This window comes from Enterococcus sp. 12C11_DIV0727, assembly GCF_002148425.2.
In the GTDB taxonomy this organism is placed as follows: domain Bacteria; phylum Bacillota; class Bacilli; order Lactobacillales; family Enterococcaceae; genus Enterococcus_L; species Enterococcus_L lemimoniae.
The window spans coordinates 2,475,018-2,494,467 of record NZ_CP147248.1; the positions used below are offsets into that span (position 1 = coordinate 2,475,018).

22 protein-coding genes are annotated in these 19,450 nt (G+C 31.6%); 14 read left to right on the forward strand and 8 right to left on the reverse strand.

The window, feature by feature from the left end; all coding sequences use genetic code 11:
- Positions 1–51 precede the first annotated feature (51 nt).
- Both argH and A5866_RS11715 read right to left on the reverse strand, forming a co-directional pair.
- On the reverse strand, positions 52–1,437 hold the full coding sequence (gene argH, locus A5866_RS11710) for an argininosuccinate lyase (RefSeq protein WP_086445305.1): 1,386 nt from the start codon (positions 1,435–1,437) through the stop codon (positions 52–54).
- Positions 1,438–1,630: 193 nt separating this feature from the next.
- A complete protein-coding gene (locus A5866_RS11715; protein ID WP_086445304.1) occupies positions 1,631–2,836 on the reverse strand; it encodes an argininosuccinate synthase in 1,206 nt (401 codons plus the stop codon).
- Positions 2,837–3,200: 364 nt separating this feature from the next.
- Between A5866_RS11715 and rplM the strand changes: the two genes are divergently transcribed.
- The 3 genes from rplM to A5866_RS11730 all read left to right on the forward strand — a co-directional run bounded on the left by rplM (position 3,201) and on the right by A5866_RS11730 (position 6,267).
- Positions 3,201–3,647, forward strand: a complete 447-nt coding sequence (gene rplM / locus A5866_RS11720) for a 50S ribosomal protein L13 (protein WP_303393681.1) — start codon at positions 3,201–3,203, stop codon at positions 3,645–3,647.
- A 13-nt stretch (positions 3,648–3,660) separates the two neighbouring features.
- Positions 3,661–4,053 (forward strand): 30S ribosomal protein S9, encoded by a 393-nt coding sequence (gene rpsI / locus A5866_RS11725; RefSeq protein WP_010771970.1) that lies wholly within the window; start codon positions 3,661–3,663, stop codon positions 4,051–4,053.
- Positions 4,054–4,440: 387 nt separating this feature from the next.
- Entirely contained in the window at positions 4,441–6,267 is a 1,827-nt protein-coding gene (locus A5866_RS11730; protein ID WP_339099672.1) for a DNA/RNA helicase domain-containing protein, read from the forward strand.
- A 459-nt stretch (positions 6,268–6,726) separates the two neighbouring features.
- On the opposite strand, the gene A5866_RS11735 is transcribed toward A5866_RS11730, so the two are convergent.
- The 5 genes from A5866_RS11735 to A5866_RS11755 all read right to left on the reverse strand — a co-directional run bounded on the left by A5866_RS11735 (position 6,727) and on the right by A5866_RS11755 (position 10,122).
- On the reverse strand, positions 6,727–7,917 hold the full coding sequence (locus A5866_RS11735) for a site-specific integrase (protein ID WP_339099673.1): 1,191 nt from the start codon (positions 7,915–7,917) through the stop codon (positions 6,727–6,729).
- A gap of 66 nt (positions 7,918–7,983) precedes the next feature.
- On the reverse strand, positions 7,984–8,265 hold the full coding sequence (locus A5866_RS11740) for a helix-turn-helix domain-containing protein (RefSeq protein ID WP_086445302.1): 282 nt from the start codon (positions 8,263–8,265) through the stop codon (positions 7,984–7,986).
- The gene (locus A5866_RS11745; RefSeq protein WP_086445301.1) at positions 8,258–9,100 is read right to left on the reverse strand and encodes a rolling circle replication-associated protein; all 843 of its coding nucleotides are present in this window, start codon (positions 9,098–9,100) and stop codon (positions 8,258–8,260) included. Before A5866_RS11745 ends, A5866_RS11740 begins: the two co-directional genes overlap by 8 nt.
- 183 nt (positions 9,101–9,283) lie before the next feature.
- Positions 9,284–9,793, reverse strand: a complete 510-nt coding sequence (locus A5866_RS11750; RefSeq protein WP_086445300.1) for a hypothetical protein — start codon at positions 9,791–9,793, stop codon at positions 9,284–9,286.
- Positions 9,793–10,122 (reverse strand): hypothetical protein, encoded by a 330-nt coding sequence (locus tag A5866_RS11755; protein WP_086445299.1) that lies wholly within the window; start codon positions 10,120–10,122, stop codon positions 9,793–9,795. The genes A5866_RS11750 and A5866_RS11755 overlap by 1 nt, the downstream gene beginning before the upstream one ends.
- A gap of 172 nt (positions 10,123–10,294) precedes the next feature.
- Between A5866_RS11755 and A5866_RS11760 the strand changes: the two genes are divergently transcribed.
- From A5866_RS11760 to A5866_RS11785, 6 genes are all read left to right on the forward strand, one after another.
- Entirely contained in the window at positions 10,295–11,134 is an 840-nt protein-coding gene (locus A5866_RS11760; protein ID WP_086445298.1) for a helix-turn-helix domain-containing protein, read from the forward strand.
- 179 nt (positions 11,135–11,313) lie between these two features.
- Positions 11,314–11,598: a hypothetical protein gene (locus tag A5866_RS11765; protein WP_086445296.1), complete on the forward strand. Its 285-nt coding sequence runs from the start codon at positions 11,314–11,316 to the stop codon at positions 11,596–11,598.
- Positions 11,599–11,608: 10 nt separating this feature from the next.
- A complete protein-coding gene (locus A5866_RS11770) occupies positions 11,609–11,968 on the forward strand; it encodes a hypothetical protein (RefSeq protein WP_086445295.1) in 360 nt (119 codons plus the stop codon).
- Positions 11,952–13,220 carry a T7SS effector LXG polymorphic toxin gene (locus A5866_RS11775; RefSeq protein ID WP_086445294.1) on the forward strand — a complete coding sequence of 423 codons (1,269 nt, stop codon included), beginning with the start codon at positions 11,952–11,954 and terminating at the stop codon, positions 13,218–13,220. Before A5866_RS11770 ends, A5866_RS11775 begins: the two co-directional genes overlap by 17 nt.
- Before the next feature lie 14 nt (positions 13,221–13,234).
- The gene (locus A5866_RS11780; protein WP_086445293.1) at positions 13,235–13,666 is read left to right on the forward strand and encodes a hypothetical protein; all 432 of its coding nucleotides are present in this window, start codon (positions 13,235–13,237) and stop codon (positions 13,664–13,666) included.
- Positions 13,659–14,375, forward strand: coding sequence for a hypothetical protein (locus A5866_RS11785; protein ID WP_339099674.1), 717 nt, complete (start codon positions 13,659–13,661; stop codon positions 14,373–14,375). Before A5866_RS11780 ends, A5866_RS11785 begins: the two co-directional genes overlap by 8 nt.
- 63 nt (positions 14,376–14,438) lie before the next feature.
- On the opposite strand, the gene A5866_RS11790 is transcribed toward A5866_RS11785, so the two are convergent.
- Positions 14,439–14,663 carry a helix-turn-helix transcriptional regulator gene (locus A5866_RS11790; RefSeq protein WP_086445297.1) on the reverse strand — a complete coding sequence of 75 codons (225 nt, stop codon included), beginning with the start codon at positions 14,661–14,663 and terminating at the stop codon, positions 14,439–14,441.
- Between the two features lie 324 nt (positions 14,664–14,987).
- Here A5866_RS11790 and A5866_RS11795 point away from each other — a divergent pair, with 324 nt between their 5' ends.
- The 5 genes from A5866_RS11795 to A5866_RS11815 are packed head-to-tail and all read left to right on the forward strand — an operon-like array spanning position 14,988 to position 19,133.
- Positions 14,988–15,218 (forward strand): helix-turn-helix transcriptional regulator, encoded by a 231-nt coding sequence (locus A5866_RS11795; protein WP_339099675.1) that lies wholly within the window; start codon positions 14,988–14,990, stop codon positions 15,216–15,218.
- Positions 15,219–15,272: 54 nt separating this feature from the next.
- Positions 15,273–16,154 (forward strand): hypothetical protein, encoded by an 882-nt coding sequence (locus tag A5866_RS11800; protein ID WP_339099676.1) that lies wholly within the window; start codon positions 15,273–15,275, stop codon positions 16,152–16,154.
- A gap of 25 nt (positions 16,155–16,179) precedes the next feature.
- Positions 16,180–17,148 carry a hypothetical protein gene (locus A5866_RS11805; protein WP_339099677.1) on the forward strand — a complete coding sequence of 323 codons (969 nt, stop codon included), beginning with the start codon at positions 16,180–16,182 and terminating at the stop codon, positions 17,146–17,148.
- Between the two features lie 38 nt (positions 17,149–17,186).
- Entirely contained in the window at positions 17,187–18,167 is a 981-nt protein-coding gene (locus A5866_RS11810; RefSeq protein ID WP_339099678.1) for a hypothetical protein, read from the forward strand.
- 3 nt (positions 18,168–18,170) lie between these two features.
- Positions 18,171–19,133 (forward strand): bacteriophage abortive infection AbiH family protein, encoded by a 963-nt coding sequence (locus tag A5866_RS11815; RefSeq protein WP_086445289.1) that lies wholly within the window; start codon positions 18,171–18,173, stop codon positions 19,131–19,133.
- Positions 19,134–19,450: the final 317 nt, after the last annotated feature.

Genomic DNA, 19,450 nt, shown 5'->3' on the forward strand with positions numbered 1-19,450 from the left:
AAACTTGTAAAAGCATATGAAAGATAGTGAGTTATCTTTCATATGCTTTTTTTAGTTTTCTTCGTTAGCTAGTTTCAGCTTACTACGCATAATGGCAGCTTGGACTTGTCCAAAGCCTGTTCCGCCGTATGAAGTCCGCCGTTCAACAGCTGTTTTTGAGGCTAAAGTTTGGTAGATGTCAGCTTCGATCAAGGGGGTAATCGTTTGGTATTTTTCTAAGGGAACATCTTGTAAGTAGATGCCTTGCTTTGTACATTCTAGGACTAATTTACCAACAATTTCATGTGCTTGCCTGAATGGTAACCCTTTGTTGGCTAGGTAGTCTGCTAATTCTGTAGCATTTGAAAAATCTTTTTCAGTTGCTTTTTCCATGATGGCTGTATTCAGCGTCATTGACTCAACCATACCAGCCATCATCTCTAAACTAGTTAAGATCGTGTGAGACGTATCAAACATCCCCTCTTTGTCTTCTTGTAGGTCTTTGTTGTAAGCTAATGGTAGCCCTTTTAAAACGGTTAAAAGGCTGAATAAATTGCCATATACGCGACCGGACTTTCCTCGAACCAATTCCGCCATGTCAGGATTTTTTTTCTGTGGCATAATCGAGCTGCCAGTGGAAAAAGTATCAGTCAATTCTATAAATTGAAATTCGTGACTACACCATAAAATGATTTCTTCGCAAAATCTCGAAAGGTGCATCATTAAAATAGAACTATTGCTAAGAAATTCTAGAATAAAGTCACGGTCACTCACGCCATCCAAGCTATTGTCATAAATCGAAGCAAAACCTAATAGTTCAGCGGAATAGGCTCGATCGATGGGAAATGTCGTACCAGCGAGTGCTGCACAGCCCAATGGCGAGATATCGATTCGTTTTAAGCTCTCTGAAAAACGTTCTTGGTCTCGAGTTAGCATTCCATAATAGGCCATCATATGGTGGGCAAATGAAATCGGTTGAGCATGCTGCAAATGTGTATAGCCAGGCATGATCGTTTCAATATTTTCCTCAGCTTTATCCACTAAGACTTGGCGCAGTAAATGGATCTTTTCGATGACTTCTTGAACGACTTCTTTTAAGTAAAGATGCATATCGGTTGCCACCTGATCATTTCGGCTGCGTCCTGTATGTAATTTGCCAGCCACAAGACCAATTTCTTCATGTAAGTGCTTTTCGATATTCAAATGGATATCTTCATTTTCTATACTGAATTCTAGCTCACCAGCGTTTAGTTTTTGCTGAAGAGTATTAAGTCCGAAAGTAATCTGTTTGGCTTCATCAGTCGTTAAAATACCTGTTTTAGCTAACATTTTTACATGTGCGAGACTCCCTATAATATCTTGTTTGGCTAATGTTTGATCGAAAGGGATCGAAGCACCGAATGAATCGATCCAGGCTTCACTTTTTCCTTCAAAACGTCCGCCCCATAATTTTCCCATTATCTGCACCTCTTTATTATGCATTATTATTCATTCTCAAATTGCTTATTTTTCTTCATGGCCTATTGATTTCCTTATTTCCATCCGCAGGTAGAAAAGAAATTCTCCTAGAACAAGCCACTCGTTGAAGGTGAAACAATCGGATAACCTTATTTACAAGGCATGTAAAAGCTATCTCACGTATAGAATCACTCTAATTTTGCTTATTTAATGATGCTTGAACTTCCGCATTGACTTTCGTTGGTAGGCCCCAAAGTTTGATAAAGCCAACAGCTGCTGCTTGATCAAAAGTATCAGCTGATGTATAAGTTGCTAGATTTTCATTGTAGAGACTATTTTCTGATTTACGGCCTTCAACAATTGCATGTCCTTTGAACAATTTTACTCGAACTACGCCATTTACGTATTTTTGAGTAGACTTTAAAAAAGCAATCAAGGCATCTGTTAACGGATTGAACCATAATCCATCGTAAATAATTTGTGATAATTGATTTTCGATGATTGGTTTGAAGTGAGCCAGCTCACGGACAAAGGTCAAATCTTCTAGCTCTTTATGGGCGGTCATTAGAGTGATCGCTGCTGGACACTCATAAACTTCACGTGATTTGATTCCCACTAAGCGGTTTTCCACATGATCGATTCGCCCAATGCCATGTTTACCAGCTAAGTCATTTAAATCGAGGATCAACTCAGATAACAGCATACTTTTACCATTGATGGCTGTCGGAACGCCCTCAACAAAAGTTAGCTCGATGACATCTGCTTCATCAGGTGCATTCTCTAAACTGGTGGTTAGTTCGTAGGCGCCTTCAGGAGGTGTAGCCCAGGGATCTTCTAAAATGCCGCATTCATTCGCACGGCCCCAAAGGTTTTGGTCAACTGAATAAGGATTATCCAAATCAGCCGGAACGGGTACCCCTTTTTCTTTAGCGTAATTGATTTCTTCTTCACGAGACCATTTCCATTCACGAACAGGTGCAATAACACTGATTTCGGGTGCAAGGGCATTGATCGCAACTTCAAAACGGACTTGATCATTCCCTTTTCCTGTACAACCGTGTGCAATTGTTGTTGCTCCTGTTTCGTGAGCCAATTCTACTAATTTTTTAGCAATCAAAGGACGAGATAAGGCAGAGACTAGAGGATAAGATTGCTCATAAAAAGTATGGCCTTGTAAAGCAATCAAAGCAAACTCTTGGGCAAACTCTTCTTTGGCATCAATAGTATAAGACGCAGATGCCCCCACTTCTAACGCCTTATTCTTGATAAAATCTAAATCTTTCTTTTCGCCCACATCCAAACAGCAGGCAATCACATCATATCCTTCATCAACTAACCATTTAACAGCAACAGAGGTATCTAATCCTCCAGAGTAGGCTAAAACAACTTTTTCTTTCATTCGTAACACTCCTTATTTTCTAATTGACTTTTTTGATTGTTCTCATCATATCACTTGAAAATACATAAATCAATAGTTTTTGTAAATAATTATGCATTTATTTACTTTTATAAGGAAAAATATACATTTTCATTTTGTGGGTTCTCGTAATATATATTACGCATATACAAGTAGTTTTTCTTTTCCAACAGGTGTTAATTTTTTAAAGTAATAAAATCGGCAAGAAAAATAAAGCGAAAACTTCAGAAATTCATTGACTTTACTAGTGATAGAAGGTATCATATTAAATGGTATTGTTTGCCCCACAATGAGCCCCGGAAACTCAAGTGAATGTCAAACATCGAATAGAAAATTGGAGGAAAGAATCGTGCGTACAACATATATGGCCAAATCTGGCGAAGTAGAACGTAAATGGTATGTAGTAGATGCAACAGATATCCCAATGGGACGTCTTTCAACTGTAGTTGCTTCTATCTTACGTGGAAAAAATAAACCAACATTCACACCACATGTGGATACTGGAGATTTCGTAATTGTAATTAATGCTGATAAAATCAAATTAACTGGTAACAAAGCAAGTGATAAAATTTACTACCGTCACAGCCAATACCCAGGTGGGTTGAAATCTGTTACTGCTGGTGAATTACGCGATAAAAACTCTCGTCGTTTAATTGAAACTTCTGTAAAAGGTATGCTTCCTAAAAACACTTTAGGCCGTAAACAATTTACTAAGTTGAACGTATACGGTGGAGCTGAGCATCCACATGCTGCACAACAACCAGAAGTATTAGATATTACTAACCTAATTTAAGGAGGGAAATTCATTGGCTCAAGTACAATATAGCGGCACTGGCCGTCGTAAAAAATCTGTAGCTCGCGTACGTTTAGTACCAGGTACTGGTAAAATTACTGTAAACAAAAAAGATGTTGAAGAATATATTCCACACGCTGACTTGCGTGAAGTTATCAACCAACCATTCGGCGTAACTGAAACTAAAGGCGCTTATGATGTAATGGTAAACGTTAACGGTGGAGGCTACTCTGGTCAATCAGGTGCGATCCGTCACGGTATCGCTCGTGCATTATTAGAAGTAGATCCTGACTTCCGCGGAGCTTTAAAACGCGCTGGTCTTCTTACACGTGATGCCCGTATGGTAGAACGTAAAAAACCAGGTCTTAAGAAAGCTCGTAAAGCTTCACAATTTTCTAAACGTTAATCTTTGTTATATCAAGGATTTCAAGACACTTTCCAGATTTTGGAAGGTGTCTTTTTTTGATTTGGTTACGAGTTTGGTTACGACTATTTTGTACTTCGTAACTAATTAAATCGTCATACTAATTATAATTTAATACTTGTGCAGTGTAAGTAGAGCCAACTTGATTAATTGAATCGAAGTTGAGGATTTTAGTTCTTGGTAATGACATTATTAAATAAGAATTATCTTGATTTTTTAATTTAATTAGTTAAGAGTTGAGATATTTGAACAATTATAGTACCACCTCCGTATATTTCATACTAATAGTATTTTTTTTATTAAAAATGATATCATTTACATAAATTAATGCTATAATTTAATAGATTGATAATGATATGAGGTGTAAATATGAGTTTTAATAAATTTGGAACTAATAAATCAGCAACAAGGTATTTTATTTCTAAGTTAGCAGGTGAAAATCTTGTTCCTAAAGATATTCCAAGTGATGAATTGTCGGCTTTGAATGATGTATCTGCAATATATGTATATTGTAGTAAAGATTTGAAAACGTATTATATTGGTCAAACTAATTCTATAATTAGAAGACATGGTGAGCATGTTAAAGAACTTGAAGGTGATATTCTGAAATATGAAAAGTATTTTTGTGAAGGACATATTGCTATCTTTTATGGTAATGAAATTTCTAGTAATTTAAATTATATCGAACAAAGTTTAATAAAATTATTCAAGGAATTTGGAGCTATATATGATTTTAGTATTTTTAACGGTCCTGAAGGAAATAAATCTGATTTCATTCAAGATAAACGAGAAAGCTTAGATGTTGAAATTATCCATAAAATTTTATGTTCATTAAAGGACCATGATCTCTTAAATAAAGAGATTAATACCCAAATAAAAAGTCTGAATAGCTTGTTATACAGACATAGCCCTTTTTATGAACTGGATAAAAAACAAGTTGAAATTTTAGAAACGGTATTACAATCTTCCAATATATATTGTCAAAAAGAGGATTCATTCAGCACTTTTATTATACGAGGAGGTGCAGGCACTGGAAAAACAGTTTTGATGAATCATATTATTGCTCAATTTTTTGGAAAGAATATTTTTCTTAAAAATGGACATGATAAAACCTTAAAAATCGGAGTTTGTTTAAAATCTAATATGATTAAACCAATAACTACAATTTTTCAATCATATGGAAAAAGTTTGAAAGAAAATAATATTTTTATTGGTAAATGGATGGATATATTATTAGAGGGAGAAAAAGAAGAATTTGACTATATACTAGTTGATGAGTCACACCGTCTAATGCAGTACAAAAATAATATTTTTCCTGAAATACATAAACAATTTTTAAAAAAAAGAAAGAAAGAAAATGTCCTAAATCTCATTTTAGCGTGTTCGAAGAGAACAGTTTTATTTTACGATGATATTCAAAGAATTCGTCCAAATGATATAGAAGCAATAGACTGCGAAGATTCTTATAATCCAATTTACAATTTTGTCAATAGTAGTGTTTATGATGAAAGGCTATCAATTCAATACAGAATAAAGATTAATGCAGATTTAAAAAATTATAATAGGAGGTACGCTAAGAACTATGTGGATTATTTAAAATATATTTTGCAACTTTCAAAAAAACCACCCCAAAATGTAGATTTTTTAGAAACAAATTATTTCCAAATAGTTGATAAGATGGAAGAAGTGAAAGAATATATAGAGTGTAAACGGGAGGTATTCCCTTATAAAAATGCTAGAGTAGTAGCTGGTTATAGTAGAAAAGATAGGTGGTCGGGCAAAAAGGGAACTCCTAATCGAAAAATCGAAGTAAAGGCATGGTCTGAAATTGATATGGCTTGGAATAAAGATTACAAGTCATGGGCAAGTGTAGATTCTGAAAAAAATAGAAATCAGGTAGGTGCTATTCATTCTGTGCAAGGTTATGATTTTGATTATATAGGATTAATAATTGGAAATGATATGACATGTACGGATGGTAAAATTACGGTAAAAATAAAGAATTATAAAGATGATCGAGGAAAAATTAAATTGAAATGTGACGAGTTGGAAAAGTACATAAAAAATGTATATTACACTCTTCTCACAAGAGGAATTTATGGTATCAGAGTATTTATTGAAGATAGTGATTTAAAGAAATACTGGGAAGATATGAATAATACTTTGATAAGGGCGAGTCAGAATAAACGTTTATAATTGGCTTACAATTCTTAATTTAAATTAAAACAAGTTATTAAAAGGAAGCTATGATTCAGGCGATGGTCAAAAAATTTGTTTCGAGTTGTATTATTAGTAATAATAACAAAACCTTTTCATAGAAGAACATAGAGGAATTAAAGGAAATATTTAATATTGTTGGAATGATTTTAAACTATTTACTAATAAAAAATGACTAGTCTATTTTATGGTATTAGTTGGTATCAGTTATATCCAAATAAATGGATTTTTATTATCTTATGAGTATCTTTACATTTCAAAGTTATTGGTATGAAAGGATTTGTAATTTCTTGATGTCTTTTACTTCTGAGTAGAGAATTCTAAAAAAGTTAATCTTTGTCATATCAAGGATTTCAAGACACTTTCCAGTTTTTGGAAGGTGTCTTTTTTTGATTTGGTTACGAGTTTGGTTACGACTTTTTTGTACTTCGTAACTAATTACTCTTGACTCGCTTGTCTATATTCTTCCAAACGTTTAATTGTTTCAATTTTTGTTTGTTCATTTGTGTGTCCATAAACGTCTCGAATCATATTAGATGTTTCTGCATGACCGACAAGAGATTTAATAATTAAACCATCGATTCCTTGATTTAGTAAATCTGAAACAAAGGTGTGTCTTAAACCATGAGGGATGATATGAGGAAGTCCATATTTTTTCTCTAGTTGGTTTAACTTATTGTTCAACCAATCGGTATGAAGTGGTTGGTTGACATCGCCTTTTTGATTCACATAGGTAAATAGAAATTGGTGAGCTGTTTGTTTAATTCCTAGTTGTTTCAATTTAATTGCTTGTTTTTGCTTCCATTCTTTTAATAAATTTGCAATGGTATCATTGATTGGAACATCTCGAAAGCGATAGCCGTTTTTCATTCCTTCTACACGTTCATATATGCCAGTTTCTTTGTTCTTAACTAACTTATGGGATAAAGAGATTAATTGCTTTTGAAAGTCAATATCAGCCCAAACGAGGGGATAAATTTCACCTTTTGTTGCTCCTAAATAATAAGTTAAAGCTAAGAGGGTATAGTTTTGAAAACCATGTTCTTTTTTCATTAATTCTAAAGATTCTTGAACAGTTTCTATAGAATAATATTTTTTTCGTCTTTTCTGTTCTTTTTTTCGTTTGAGTGCTTCATTTACAGGCATTTCCAGTAATTCATAAGGGTTATTGGCGATATAACCTTTTAGTAAAGCATATTTCATTACTTGCTTTGTGTAAGATACACAAACTTTGAAATTTGCATAAGGTTTAATCTTCTTTTCTTCGTCACCAAATGCCCATAAAATTTGAAGATTTTCTAGAATATCAAATGATACATGTTTTATTTTTTTATCTCCTAAAAAAGGGAGAATGTGAAGGCGAAAAACACTTTTCGTTCGGTCTAAAGTACTTTGTTCATGATGTTTAGTAATAATATATTTCTTTTTCCACCACATTTCATAAACTTCTTTAAATGTGTAATCGCCTTTCTTTTTTTTGAATTCTCCCTTTAGTTTTTGGAGTTTCGCTTCTTGTTCAAGAATCATAGCTTCTTCTTTTGTATCGGCGTAGGCAACAAATCGAGAGAAACTAGCGCCCATGTAGACATTTACTTTATACTTTCCATTATTCATTTTTTTAATTGCCACAGTTTTTCCTACTTTCCTTCTTGCACGTCAGAATGTAAGACCACTATAAAGTGAGTGTAACATTCTTCAAGCTGAGTGACTAAACTTTTTTAACCAGCAATCAACTTCTATTTTGTCATATAGAACAACGCCTTGAATATTTAGTTTGGGTAAACCTTCTGCAATCAATTTATCTAAAGTGTTGTTGGATAAATTGAGGTAGTGACAGAGTTGTTTCTTTTTGATATAACGTGTATTTAAACCAAGTTCTACTTTGAACTGGTTAACTTCATTTGTTAACAAGTGATGAATTGTTTGTTGTAATGTTTCTTGTTGTGTTTTGGATAATAGAATAGTGAGTTCATTCATGAATATCTCCTCCATTTTTTTTTATTTTTGTGTAACGAACCTTGCTTTCTTCAAACATAAGTATTGGTTCTGTTACTTCGTATAAGTTCCATTCTCTAAAAAAGAAGGGTTTCTTTTTTGTATATTCTTTCGTTACTAATACTTTTTGATTAGAAACATTATAGGGTGTATCTGTTCGTCTCTTTGTTTCTTTAGGAAGGCGTAAATTTTGAGATTTGAAGAAAGCTTTCTTTTTATGTTCCTTTAGCTCTAATTCTTTATCAAAATATTTACTGATATATCTTCCTCGATTTTCGATACCATCCACATCAATTTTATTTATTCTAACTGCACCATGTCCCCAAGTGCTTAAAAGCTGTTTATGAGGAACGTAAGGGAAGCGAAAGAGAATAATGTGGTAATGGATAGCTCCACGCTTTTGCTTCTCCCACGTAGCTAAGTAGCGAATTTGAGCTTTCTTGGTTTTATATAATTGGTAATTTAATCGTTTAATAAATTTTTTGAACTCACTATTTGTATAGTCAATATCTTCTATGTTTTCTTTAAAGGTTAGTGTTAGAAATTTCGTTTGTTTGTCAAAGTTTGTGTCAATTAATCGTGCAATATCAAATCGTTTCGTTTTATAATGTTTTTGTTTTCTCTTTAAACTGTCATATTGTCCCTGTGCAGATAGTTCATCAAATTTTTTTCGGATTGTTTTTTCTTCTAGCCATCCAAGTTTTTCTTTTTTCGCTTTTTCTGTTTTTGATCGTTTTGAATAGATTGGTTGCTCATATTCCCAAATTTCTATATACGTAGGAGTTTCAATGATTTTCTGATTGTAACTCGTATACAGTGTTTATCACTCCTAAAAGTAGAAATTGAGTGGCGAATGATTAACAAAGAATTGTGCCTTTATTTTCGCCAGATGTTGTCCTATAGAACAAGTAAAGGGGAAGAAAGGCGTAGCCTTTCTTCCAGACAACACGTCCATCGTGTGGTTGTTTTCGAGCGGAAAGCGGTGTTGGGCTTGCTTGCCCTACCGCTTCCGTCGAAACCACCCGCTGGAAGTATTGTCAGAATCAGGTGCGGAAGTTTTCTCTATCTGTGTTACTCTGCGGGATAAATCAATGATCCGTTTGTCTATGTCATGATACTGTCTGACTAGTGCATTGATAACCTTATCTCTTTCTTTCAATTTTTCATTGAAAATCTCTGTAATAAAGTCAATGAGTTCATGATGTTTCATCAAATCAATTTTCTCATGAACATCAAACAATTGTCTTAAAGCTTTATCACGTCCGATTTTCGGAATTAAATGAGCGACTCCTTGAAGTTTTTGAATTTCTTCTATAGAAAATACCCTTGTTTTCCGATGATGTTTGGTTTGTCCCTTTCGTCCATGACTGACAAAGGGGATGTATTCGTATTGAAAAGTATAATCACATTCTTTTTGAATAAAATTTGCCCACTTATTTAACGTAGATAGAGAATGAAGCCCATGAACTTGTTGAATGACTTCATGGGCTGTAAAAAATTGCTTTCCCATTATTTTTGAGTCACGAGTTTTGCAGAGGTTGCAGTCGCAGAAAGTCCATAACTAACAAATTGTCCATTAGCACGTCCCCATGCAGAAATTGATAATCCCTCAAAAGAAACTAATGCCATTCCTTGAGCTTCTAGTTCTTCTTTAGCAATAACAGGAAATTCACTCGAGATTTTCACACTAACTTTTTCAAAGCGTAATTTTGGTAAGACACATTCATATGTCCAACCTAGTACTTCACCGTCTTTTTGCCATTTTGTTACTTGTACTACTTGATACTCTTTTTCTAATTTGTTCTCAGGTAAAACCAAATCACTAATTTTTACTGCCATTTTTACATTCCTTCTTTCTTTTTAGTACGTATTTTAGTACAAAAATAGTATAAAACAAGAATAGGTGGCTTGTCAATATATTTTAGTACAAAAAATAGTACAAATGTGTTTTACTCTAAATATAGAATCTGTTATGATAGATTTAGCATATTAGTTGAAAGGAACAATGATTATGAAGCCTAATAAAAAGAAGGTTGCAAATAGAATACGAGAAATTAGGACAAATTTAGGTTATAGTATGGAGGAGTTTGGGAAATTAATAGGTAATTCTCCAAGAAGCTCTGTTAATAATTGGGAAAAAGGGGTTAGTATTCCCAAACGAGATAAGTTAGAAAAGATAGCTTTGTTAGGTAAAATGATGCCAGATCAGATTTTGTATGGGAGAGCTGATGAATATTTATATGATTTGATTGAACAGAATTTTGACGTGAAACTTAGTGATAGTATACTTTTTTCGATTTTTGAAGCTATTCCACCTGCAAAACGTACATATGACGACATGATGTGGTTAGCGGTAGCTAAGTATGTTCTAGACAATGGAACATATGGAAAAAGAGTAGGACATTTAGTCTATACTTCGATGTTGGGAATGCCTAATTTATATGCTGGACGATATAAAGATGACTTTATTGAACAAAGTGAAAACCACAATCAATTAGAAATAATGTATTATATTTATGCAGAAGTTGAGAAAAACAGATTGCATGTTATTCCTTTTTCATTAAATGATAAGAATAGCAATTTATTTTTTGAATTTCCAATGTATATTGAAAACGAAGGTGAGCATCAAGTATTTACAAAAAATTTTGGTGAAATAGGATTAACTTTGGAAGGTTCCTATATCATTTATTATGGAATAGATAAGGACAAAGAAATGGAAGATATTCGGTCATTTCAGTATAACGAAAAAGAAAATAATTATGTGATTAGTGAAATGAACGATTCTATTTATTTAGAACTGTTCAAAGATGAGCTTGAAAAAGAAATTGTGCAGATAAAAAATAGAGTTTGATATAATAATTTAGAATAAAAATATGATAAAGAAAAGACCAAAACGTTTCTGTTTTTGATCTTTTTTCTTTTAGTCTGATATATTATTTCATTTGTTGTGTTTACTAACTATCTGATGATGTTATAATTATTGTGACCATTTAATTATTAATAATAATAGATAATAGGAGTGTGAAAAAAATGGGAGAAACGGTCAGTACAGATGGAAATGCAGTTGCTAAATTTGCTACGGATGTTTTAGGTGCAAAGGGAACTATTGATTTTAAGCCAACAAATAGTATTAATACATCTACAAGTCCAGCAACAAATGAATTGAAAACCTTAATGACTTCTTTTCAACAAACAATTAATACCTATAAAACCTGCCTAGCTACAGAGGTAAGAAATGTACAAGCCGTACATAATGCAATCGAAGAAGCAGATAGAAAAATAAAAGATAGCATAGCAACAACGATGCAAGCATGAGGTGAACTAGATGGATAAAAATTTATTTAGCTTGCGTATGAAAGTAGACGAAGCAGAAGAAGATTTCAACAGTTTGAAAAAGAAAATTGGAGAGATTCCGTTTGCTTATGAAGAGTGTCAAAAGGCAATCAACCGACAAAAAGAGATATGGGAACGTGTCCTACATTATTCTAAAGGGACAGACTCAGAAAAACAAGTCTATCAAAAATTAGATGAACTGGAAGAGAAGCAGAGAGAATTTGCAAAATTTTTTTCTATTGCCGATGAAGAAATTGAAGTGGAACTGAAAGATAGAAAAGCAGTTTACGAAAAAGCTGAACTACTATATGAAGAAACTAGAAAGGAGGATTCCGATGAAAATAATGTATGAGGAACTAAGTGATGTAAAAAGTAGTATTCGTTCGGAACGTTTAAATGCTGTGGGTAGTTTTAATTCTGTAACAAGTTCAATAGATGGATTAGCTGGGAATAGAAATTTATTAGGTGGTGGCTGGGTTTCAACTGTGAGACATCTCCAAGCATACCAAGAGATAGACAAAGCACTATTCAATGTTTATTATGAGATGGACAACAGTTTAAATAGCTATTTAACAGATTTTGTTGGTGAAGTTGGCAAGACAGATGAAGTATTAGACACAGATGATTTAGGAGGATTGCTTAGAGATTTACAAACGGCTCAAAACGAATATACTAATTTAATGAGTGATTTGGCTAAGTCGATGAAAAACGTTCCTGTATTAGGTGATTTTTTTAAACAACAGAGCATTGATCCTATTAAAGAAGATATTGAGATTTTACAGAAATATCAAGCTTTTGAATCTAGTCATGCCTCTCAGTATTCGGAATTATCTAGTTTGATCAATGATGTAAACACAGGATTGGCACAACTAGGCAATCCAGCAAATTTTCTTAATCCAAGAGACGGGTATAGAATTGTTGACTATGGTAATCAACAATGGTTTAAAAATTTAAAAGGATATAATGATAGCCAACCAAAAAGTCGTGTTGAAACGGTGACAGAATTAGATGATGCTGGAAATGTTGTCTATGTTGTTTATACAAATGGTGTAAAAGATGAGAAACTAACAGCACAACTAACAGAAGCAATGAAAGAAAGTTGGCTTGATCGAAGCATAGATGCGATTGCCCAATTTTTGGATATTGTAGGAAATGTTGTGAAGACAACTTTAGGTGTGGTGACAACAATTACGGGTATTATTGGGACGATTGGTGGTTGTGCCGTTGTAACATTAGCGACGGGCGGTGTAGGAATACTTGTTGATGGTGTGATAGTGACGGAAGGAATAATAGTAACAACAGCTGGTGTTGCTCTAACTGTTGATGGAATTAATGGCTTAACAACGAGTAATTTTGCTGGAAAAGACAGCACAACTAATCAAATAAATAAGCAAATAGACTCTGGGAAAGCGCCAAAAGGGGTAAAAAGAGCTGATAAAGGATTTAGTGATGTAGAGGATGCGCAAGACCATATTCATTTCGATGATTCTAGGTGGACTTTAAACAGAGATGGTTCATGGGGACATAATTCTAGCGGACAGCCACCAAAATTGACTAAAAAAATATTAAAATGGTTACAAGATATAGGTTGGAAACTTCCATAAAGAAAGGAAAGCAGATGAAGAACATAGATGAATTTATTAATGAATGGGAAAAAGGATCCAAGAGACTACATTCAGAGCATATCGATTTTTTCATAAATAAAGATACATTCGATTACGAAGATTGTTTAGTAATTATAAATGATATTAAAAAGGAACTAAAGAATAGAGGAATCAACAGTCCCAAAGTAATGGTTAGAATCCAATGTGGGCAATCAAAAAGAATACAAAATTGGGGAGAATTATTTTGGCAGTTAGTAGATGCTAATTCAACACCCCCAGAACTTTTTATTAGTAATCAAGACTTCTTAGATTCTAGTGTCTTTAGTCAACAGATCACACATCCGAATCAAGGAGAGAATATTGAAAACTATATTGCATTCTATCCTGATGAAGATGGATTTAATCGTTGTTTAAACCTAGTTGAAAAAGAGGTGCCTTATGTCTAATCTTACTTATTTTTTAGAAAAAGTGAAGAAACGAGAGCGTTCATTTATTTATATATATGACTTGCTTCAAAAAGAAGAAGTCACGTATGGTGAAGTGGTCGTAGTATTAAATGAATTGGCTGAAAATATATCGGCAGAACAGTTTTTGGAATGTCAAATTTCCTCGGAGACAGAAATCATGGTAAATAATAGTGAAATTTTATTCAATTTACCCATTGATACGGAATGGAGTATACCAACTATTGAAAGTAGTGGAACGTTGATTTGGTATCCGAAAGAAGAGGAAAAAATTATAAATATTGAAGGGTTATCAGAAACATTAGTAGCAGTTTATTATATTCAATCAGGCGAATATTATTTAACAATAGTGTCAAAGACAGTCTTTGATACTAGGCGTGTTTCTGAGGATGTTTTAAATTTGATCATTCCTATTTCTGAAGGTGACATGGTTCTTTGGGACAGTGATCAATATATTGGTGAGAAAAGATTTAAAGAAATTGTAGATTATTTGGAGAGTTCTGGCTATATTTTTATCGTTCATAAAAATATAGTTGATAATATGGAGTCTATCACAATAAAAGCGACTATTGATTGGAAACAAAAAGAAGTTTATAGTATCGAGCTTACAAAAAAAGGTAGAGAGTATTATGCAAATAATGAACTAGGTATTGAAGTAATGAAATTTGTTCATGATATATCTGTAGATTGAACTTAATAAAAATAACAAAAACAGAAAGCTACTTTAACTTCAAGTAGCTTTCTGTTTTTGTTTTCAATTTAAGTCTTTAAAGGTAAAAATATCTTCAATAGAAACACGAAAATATTTTGCGATATTATGTGCAAGTAGTAAGGACGGGTTGTAACGATTTCTTTCTAGTTGAATGATTGTTTGTCTGGAGACACCTACATTATCAGCGAGTTCTTGTTGTGTTATTCTTTTCATTGCTCTGTGAACATGAATCGAACTTTCAAAATCGGTTTGTTTCTTTTTAATCATAATAATTCTCCTTATAGTTTTTTCACTTGTTTTAGTACAAGTGTTTAGATATTTTGTTAAATGTTATACATTGTCAAAAATATTCAAATGATTGCGCTTATACATAATATTTTTTGAAGACTATTGTTTATACAGGTCTTTTTTTTATTTTTCAGATAGCTTATCAAATAAAAAATTTTAAATGATTCAATAACTAAATTTATTAAATATATTTTTAATCTCCGTTATTAGAAAATCCATGTCTATGTAAACAACACTGTAAAAATATTTTACTATACCATGTTTATATAGACAACAAAAATGCTTTTACATGGAGGAATTATCATGGGCAAAGAGAAAGAAGAAGTAAAAGTTGAAATATTGATAAATAATTTATTAGCAGAAAGAAATATGTCATTAAGGGAGTTAGCAAGATTATCAGGAATAGAACCTTCAAATTTAAGTAATCTTGCAAATGGTAAACGAGAGCGAATTTATTTGGAGCATATAGAACGGATTGCAGATGCTTTGGAAATTGATGAAATATCGAAGATTATGAGATTGAAGTATAAATAAAAATTATTACTTTTTTGAGTAATCTTTTTAGTTTAAATGAAGGAGGAAAATGTAATGGTCAAATTCATTGAAGAAAATATTGTAGCTATTTTTACAGCTTCTATAGCATTTTTTTCTTTTATTATTGCGACAATATCCCTATTTTTGACTAAGAACAATTCTCGTTTAAATAGTTATAATTTTAGAGGGAATTTTTCTGTATACTTAAAGCAGGACTCAAAGTTAAAAAAATTTTTTATTTCACCTAGCTTTGAAGTTAAGATTTATAATTCAATAATGTCAGATACAATCCCTTTTGAATATACACTTCAAATAGTGTCCGTGCTAGGCGGAATTTTCCGAACACATTGCTTTAACTGCATGGATGATAGTTCAACTTTAGGGGTTGTTAAATCTTTACCAATCATCAGGCAAAAAGTAAAGAAAAATCGATTTTCAAAAAGATATGCACACGATAATCTTATTAGTTTTTCATCGGATCATTTTTATTCTTATTTTGAGGCATTAGGGAGGTACAACAAAGAAAAGAAGATTAGAGAAAACAAATTAAATAGGTATCATAACTATATTGAGATTACAGATTATTGTGGGAATACTGAAATATGGTATTTTTCTTTTTCGTTATACCTTTCCAATTTAGAGAAAGATTTAGAATATGGGGTATGGAAAACTTGTTACGATTCATCAGCTCATTTTAAATATTATAGATTTTCTGATTTTACAATAATGTCTCCAAATGATATAGCAATGAATTTAAATAGAGTTCTTAAGTATGAAAAGGATTTGTCAGATATTAGAGGAGGAAAGGAGGATTATAGAGAATCTAAAAGGTTTATTGATAAAGGATATAAAAAAATAGAATATGATTTAGAGTTATATGAGCTAAAGAAATATCATGAATTTTTACAAAAATTAGGCGAGTATAAGTATATATAAATCATTTGAGGAGGTGTATCCACTGATGGAACGGGTCAAATTCTATAGTTCATCAGATATGTCTATAGGTTATCATTTTGATAGATTGAAAGAGCTAATTGAATCCTGTGAAAAATTGGAATTAAATAATTTTTTAGATATATTGGAAGCTTACAATGTTTTAAAATTTATTAGTAATAATATTTATCCAATTGATTTATCAGATAAGCAGATTAAAGAGGCTAAAGGGAGATTTAATAGTAAGATTAATCAATTTTTTAATGGGATATCGAAAGAAGATATTTCAGAAATTTTTAGTTACTTCTTTTTTTCTGATGAATCTGAATTAGATGAGAACATAGCAAAAAAACTAGATAATGATAGTATTGATGAATATAGTAATACCTTATTTAGGGAAGATTTTTTAGAATGTTATGAACAGTATAAATTAGATTATAAAATTAGTGAAGACGATTTAAGAAAATATATTGAAGAATATGAAATACCTATTTGGTACTTTATAGGAACACAATATTTTATAATTAAGTATCCTGATTTAATGAAAGATATATTTTTAGAAAAAGCTAATAATTTTGAACTGCTTCTAGATAATTATACAGGTGGTAAAAATAAACGTTTCATACCCACTAACATTACTAAGGATGAAATGTATAAATTTTGTGAACAGTATATTGAGTATACGTTTGCAAATTTAAATTATATTCGCTTGCTTAATCAAGGGATCCAAGGGCTTAAAGAACTTACAATTGATGCGAAATTGAAATTAAAATCTAGAAAAAGATGTGAGCAGATAGAGCAAGAAATTTTTAGTGATAAGAATAGAGGAATTGGGCAGAGGATCGCTGTTTATACAGAAAAGGAACATTATAATGTTGCGAAAGACGAATTTAAAAACTTAATTGATGTAGATTACTTAAAAAAAGAAAATTCCAAAGAAAATTTGTTAGAGTATATGATGTATTTTAATTTTTTTTTACAGACAATTGGATATTAAATTTGTGTAGCTTTCCTAACCTAGAAAGTTCAACGTTAATGAGAACATTATCTGGGGTTCATACAAAAAAAAATTATGAAACAAGTTTCTATTTCAGTAATAAGAATTCATTAATGCTATTGAGTTTTAAAGTGTATCAGGACAAATTAAAGGAGCTTCTTAACTTAAGAATAGAAGAATTGATAGTCTATTTTTTTTCAAATTATAGTAAAGAATATTTTTTTATAGACTGGTTATCTTTAGACTTTGCAAGTAAGTCAGAAAAAGTGCATATTCAGACTAAAAACTTATTTACACTAGAGGAACAAATAAGAAAGCAATGGAAACTGTATATTGATGAAAATGAAATAGACAAAGAATTATTTGAACTAGAAGCAACTCCACGACTTAATTCACTAAAGAGTTTATTGGATAGGAAATATATATATGTAAATGATAAAAATGTAAATATTAAAAGAATTATGTATTTACTATTTTCAGATCAATCACATATAACTTATATAAATGAAGAATTGAAAGGAAATGATTTTGTACAACTAATTGTTAACAATAAAATTAAAAAAACTGATTTTCGTAGTTACCAACAATTGAATATTGATTTTTTAATTGATAATGATGTCATTTCAGTTGATAAAGAAGAAACCATATTCACAACAGAAAAACAGTTATTTAGAATCCTAATTATTTCAAACATCTACAAGTATGGAGTTATTCACTATTATCATTGGAATCAAAAATTGAGTATAAAAAAAGGGATAGAGTACCAGCAGCAAGAGATAGATGAAATGATTGAAGAAGGACTATTAATTTATGAGAATACTCTGTTTGCTAAACCTGAAGTAGATTATCTAAATTACATTCTTAATAATTCTGAATTTGATAATTCATTAGGTTTAAGAAATAAGTATTCACATGGTTCTATTGTAGAAGAAAATGAAACTGATTATTTCTATACATTAATCATTTTGGTAGTCTATGTAATTAAGATAAACGAAGAACTAGTCCTTAATGAGGAGTAAGGAGTGAGTATTATAAATAAGTTATTTATTATAGGGAATGGATTTGACTTAGCTCATGGAATTCCCTCTACATTTAATCATTTTAAAGAATATCTTAGGTACACATACGAGTATGTGTATGACGAATATCCTAATCTATGGCTACAATCATATGCAGATCACGACGGAGGAGAGTCTTATGAAATTGAAGGTTGCGCACAAATAATAGATTTCATGATTTGTAATAGTTGCTCAAATATTAGTGACGAAGGAGATGGGGAGAACTGGAGTGATTTTGAAAAGGCTATGAGGTATTTTGATTACTCTTTGTTAGAAGAAGATATAGAAATTCAATATGATAAAGAAGGAGATATAAATCCTTTTCGTACAGGGAATAATTATGAAGATGCATACAATGATTTAAGAAATGTGATGCTAAAGTTACCTGAGCTTTTTTCGGAATGGATAAACAATATTTCAACTCCTGAAAACTGTTTTTCTGTCTTCAACTTGAATAGTTATTATTCTTTTTCAGAATTAATTGACAAAGAAAATGATACTTTTCTAACGTTTAATTATACTGAAACGTTAGAAAATCTGTATGAAGCAGAGAATGTTATTCACATACACGGAGATCAAGTATCTCCCGTTGTAGGTCACAACAATGATTTTCAAATGGATGAACAAATTTATCACCAAGATACTTATATAAATTCTATGAATGAAGCATTAAGGAAACCTACATCTAGAATTATAAAAGAAAATTTGCATTTTTTTAAAGAATTACAGGGAGATGTTGATTCTATTTATTCATATGGCTTTTCTTTTGGAGAAGTTGACTTAATCTATATTGAGGAAATGTTTAAACATTTAAACTCTAAAAATATAATATGGTATCTTCACTGTTATGATAAAACAAAACATGAAGAATTTAAAGGGAAAATAAGAAAGCATGGGTTTCTAGGTTCGTTTTCTGAGTTTAGTTAATAGAATTTCCTGACGTGCAAGATATTTATTTGGTTACGATTTTCAGTTACGAGTATTTGAAATTTATTTAAATACTGTGAAATTTTTTTAGCTGATTTTAATAGAAAAAGTTGATATTGTTACATTTTGAGACTGTATGATATCTGGGATTAGCCAACCAGGTCTTAAGAAAGCCCGTAAAGCTTCACAATTCTCAAAACGTTAATATCCTTGATATTATTGACTTTAAAGACACTCTCTCTTATCGAGAAGGTGTCTTTTTTCTTTTTATTAAAGCTGATTAGATGTGTAAAAAATGTAAGGTCTAAATTACTGTA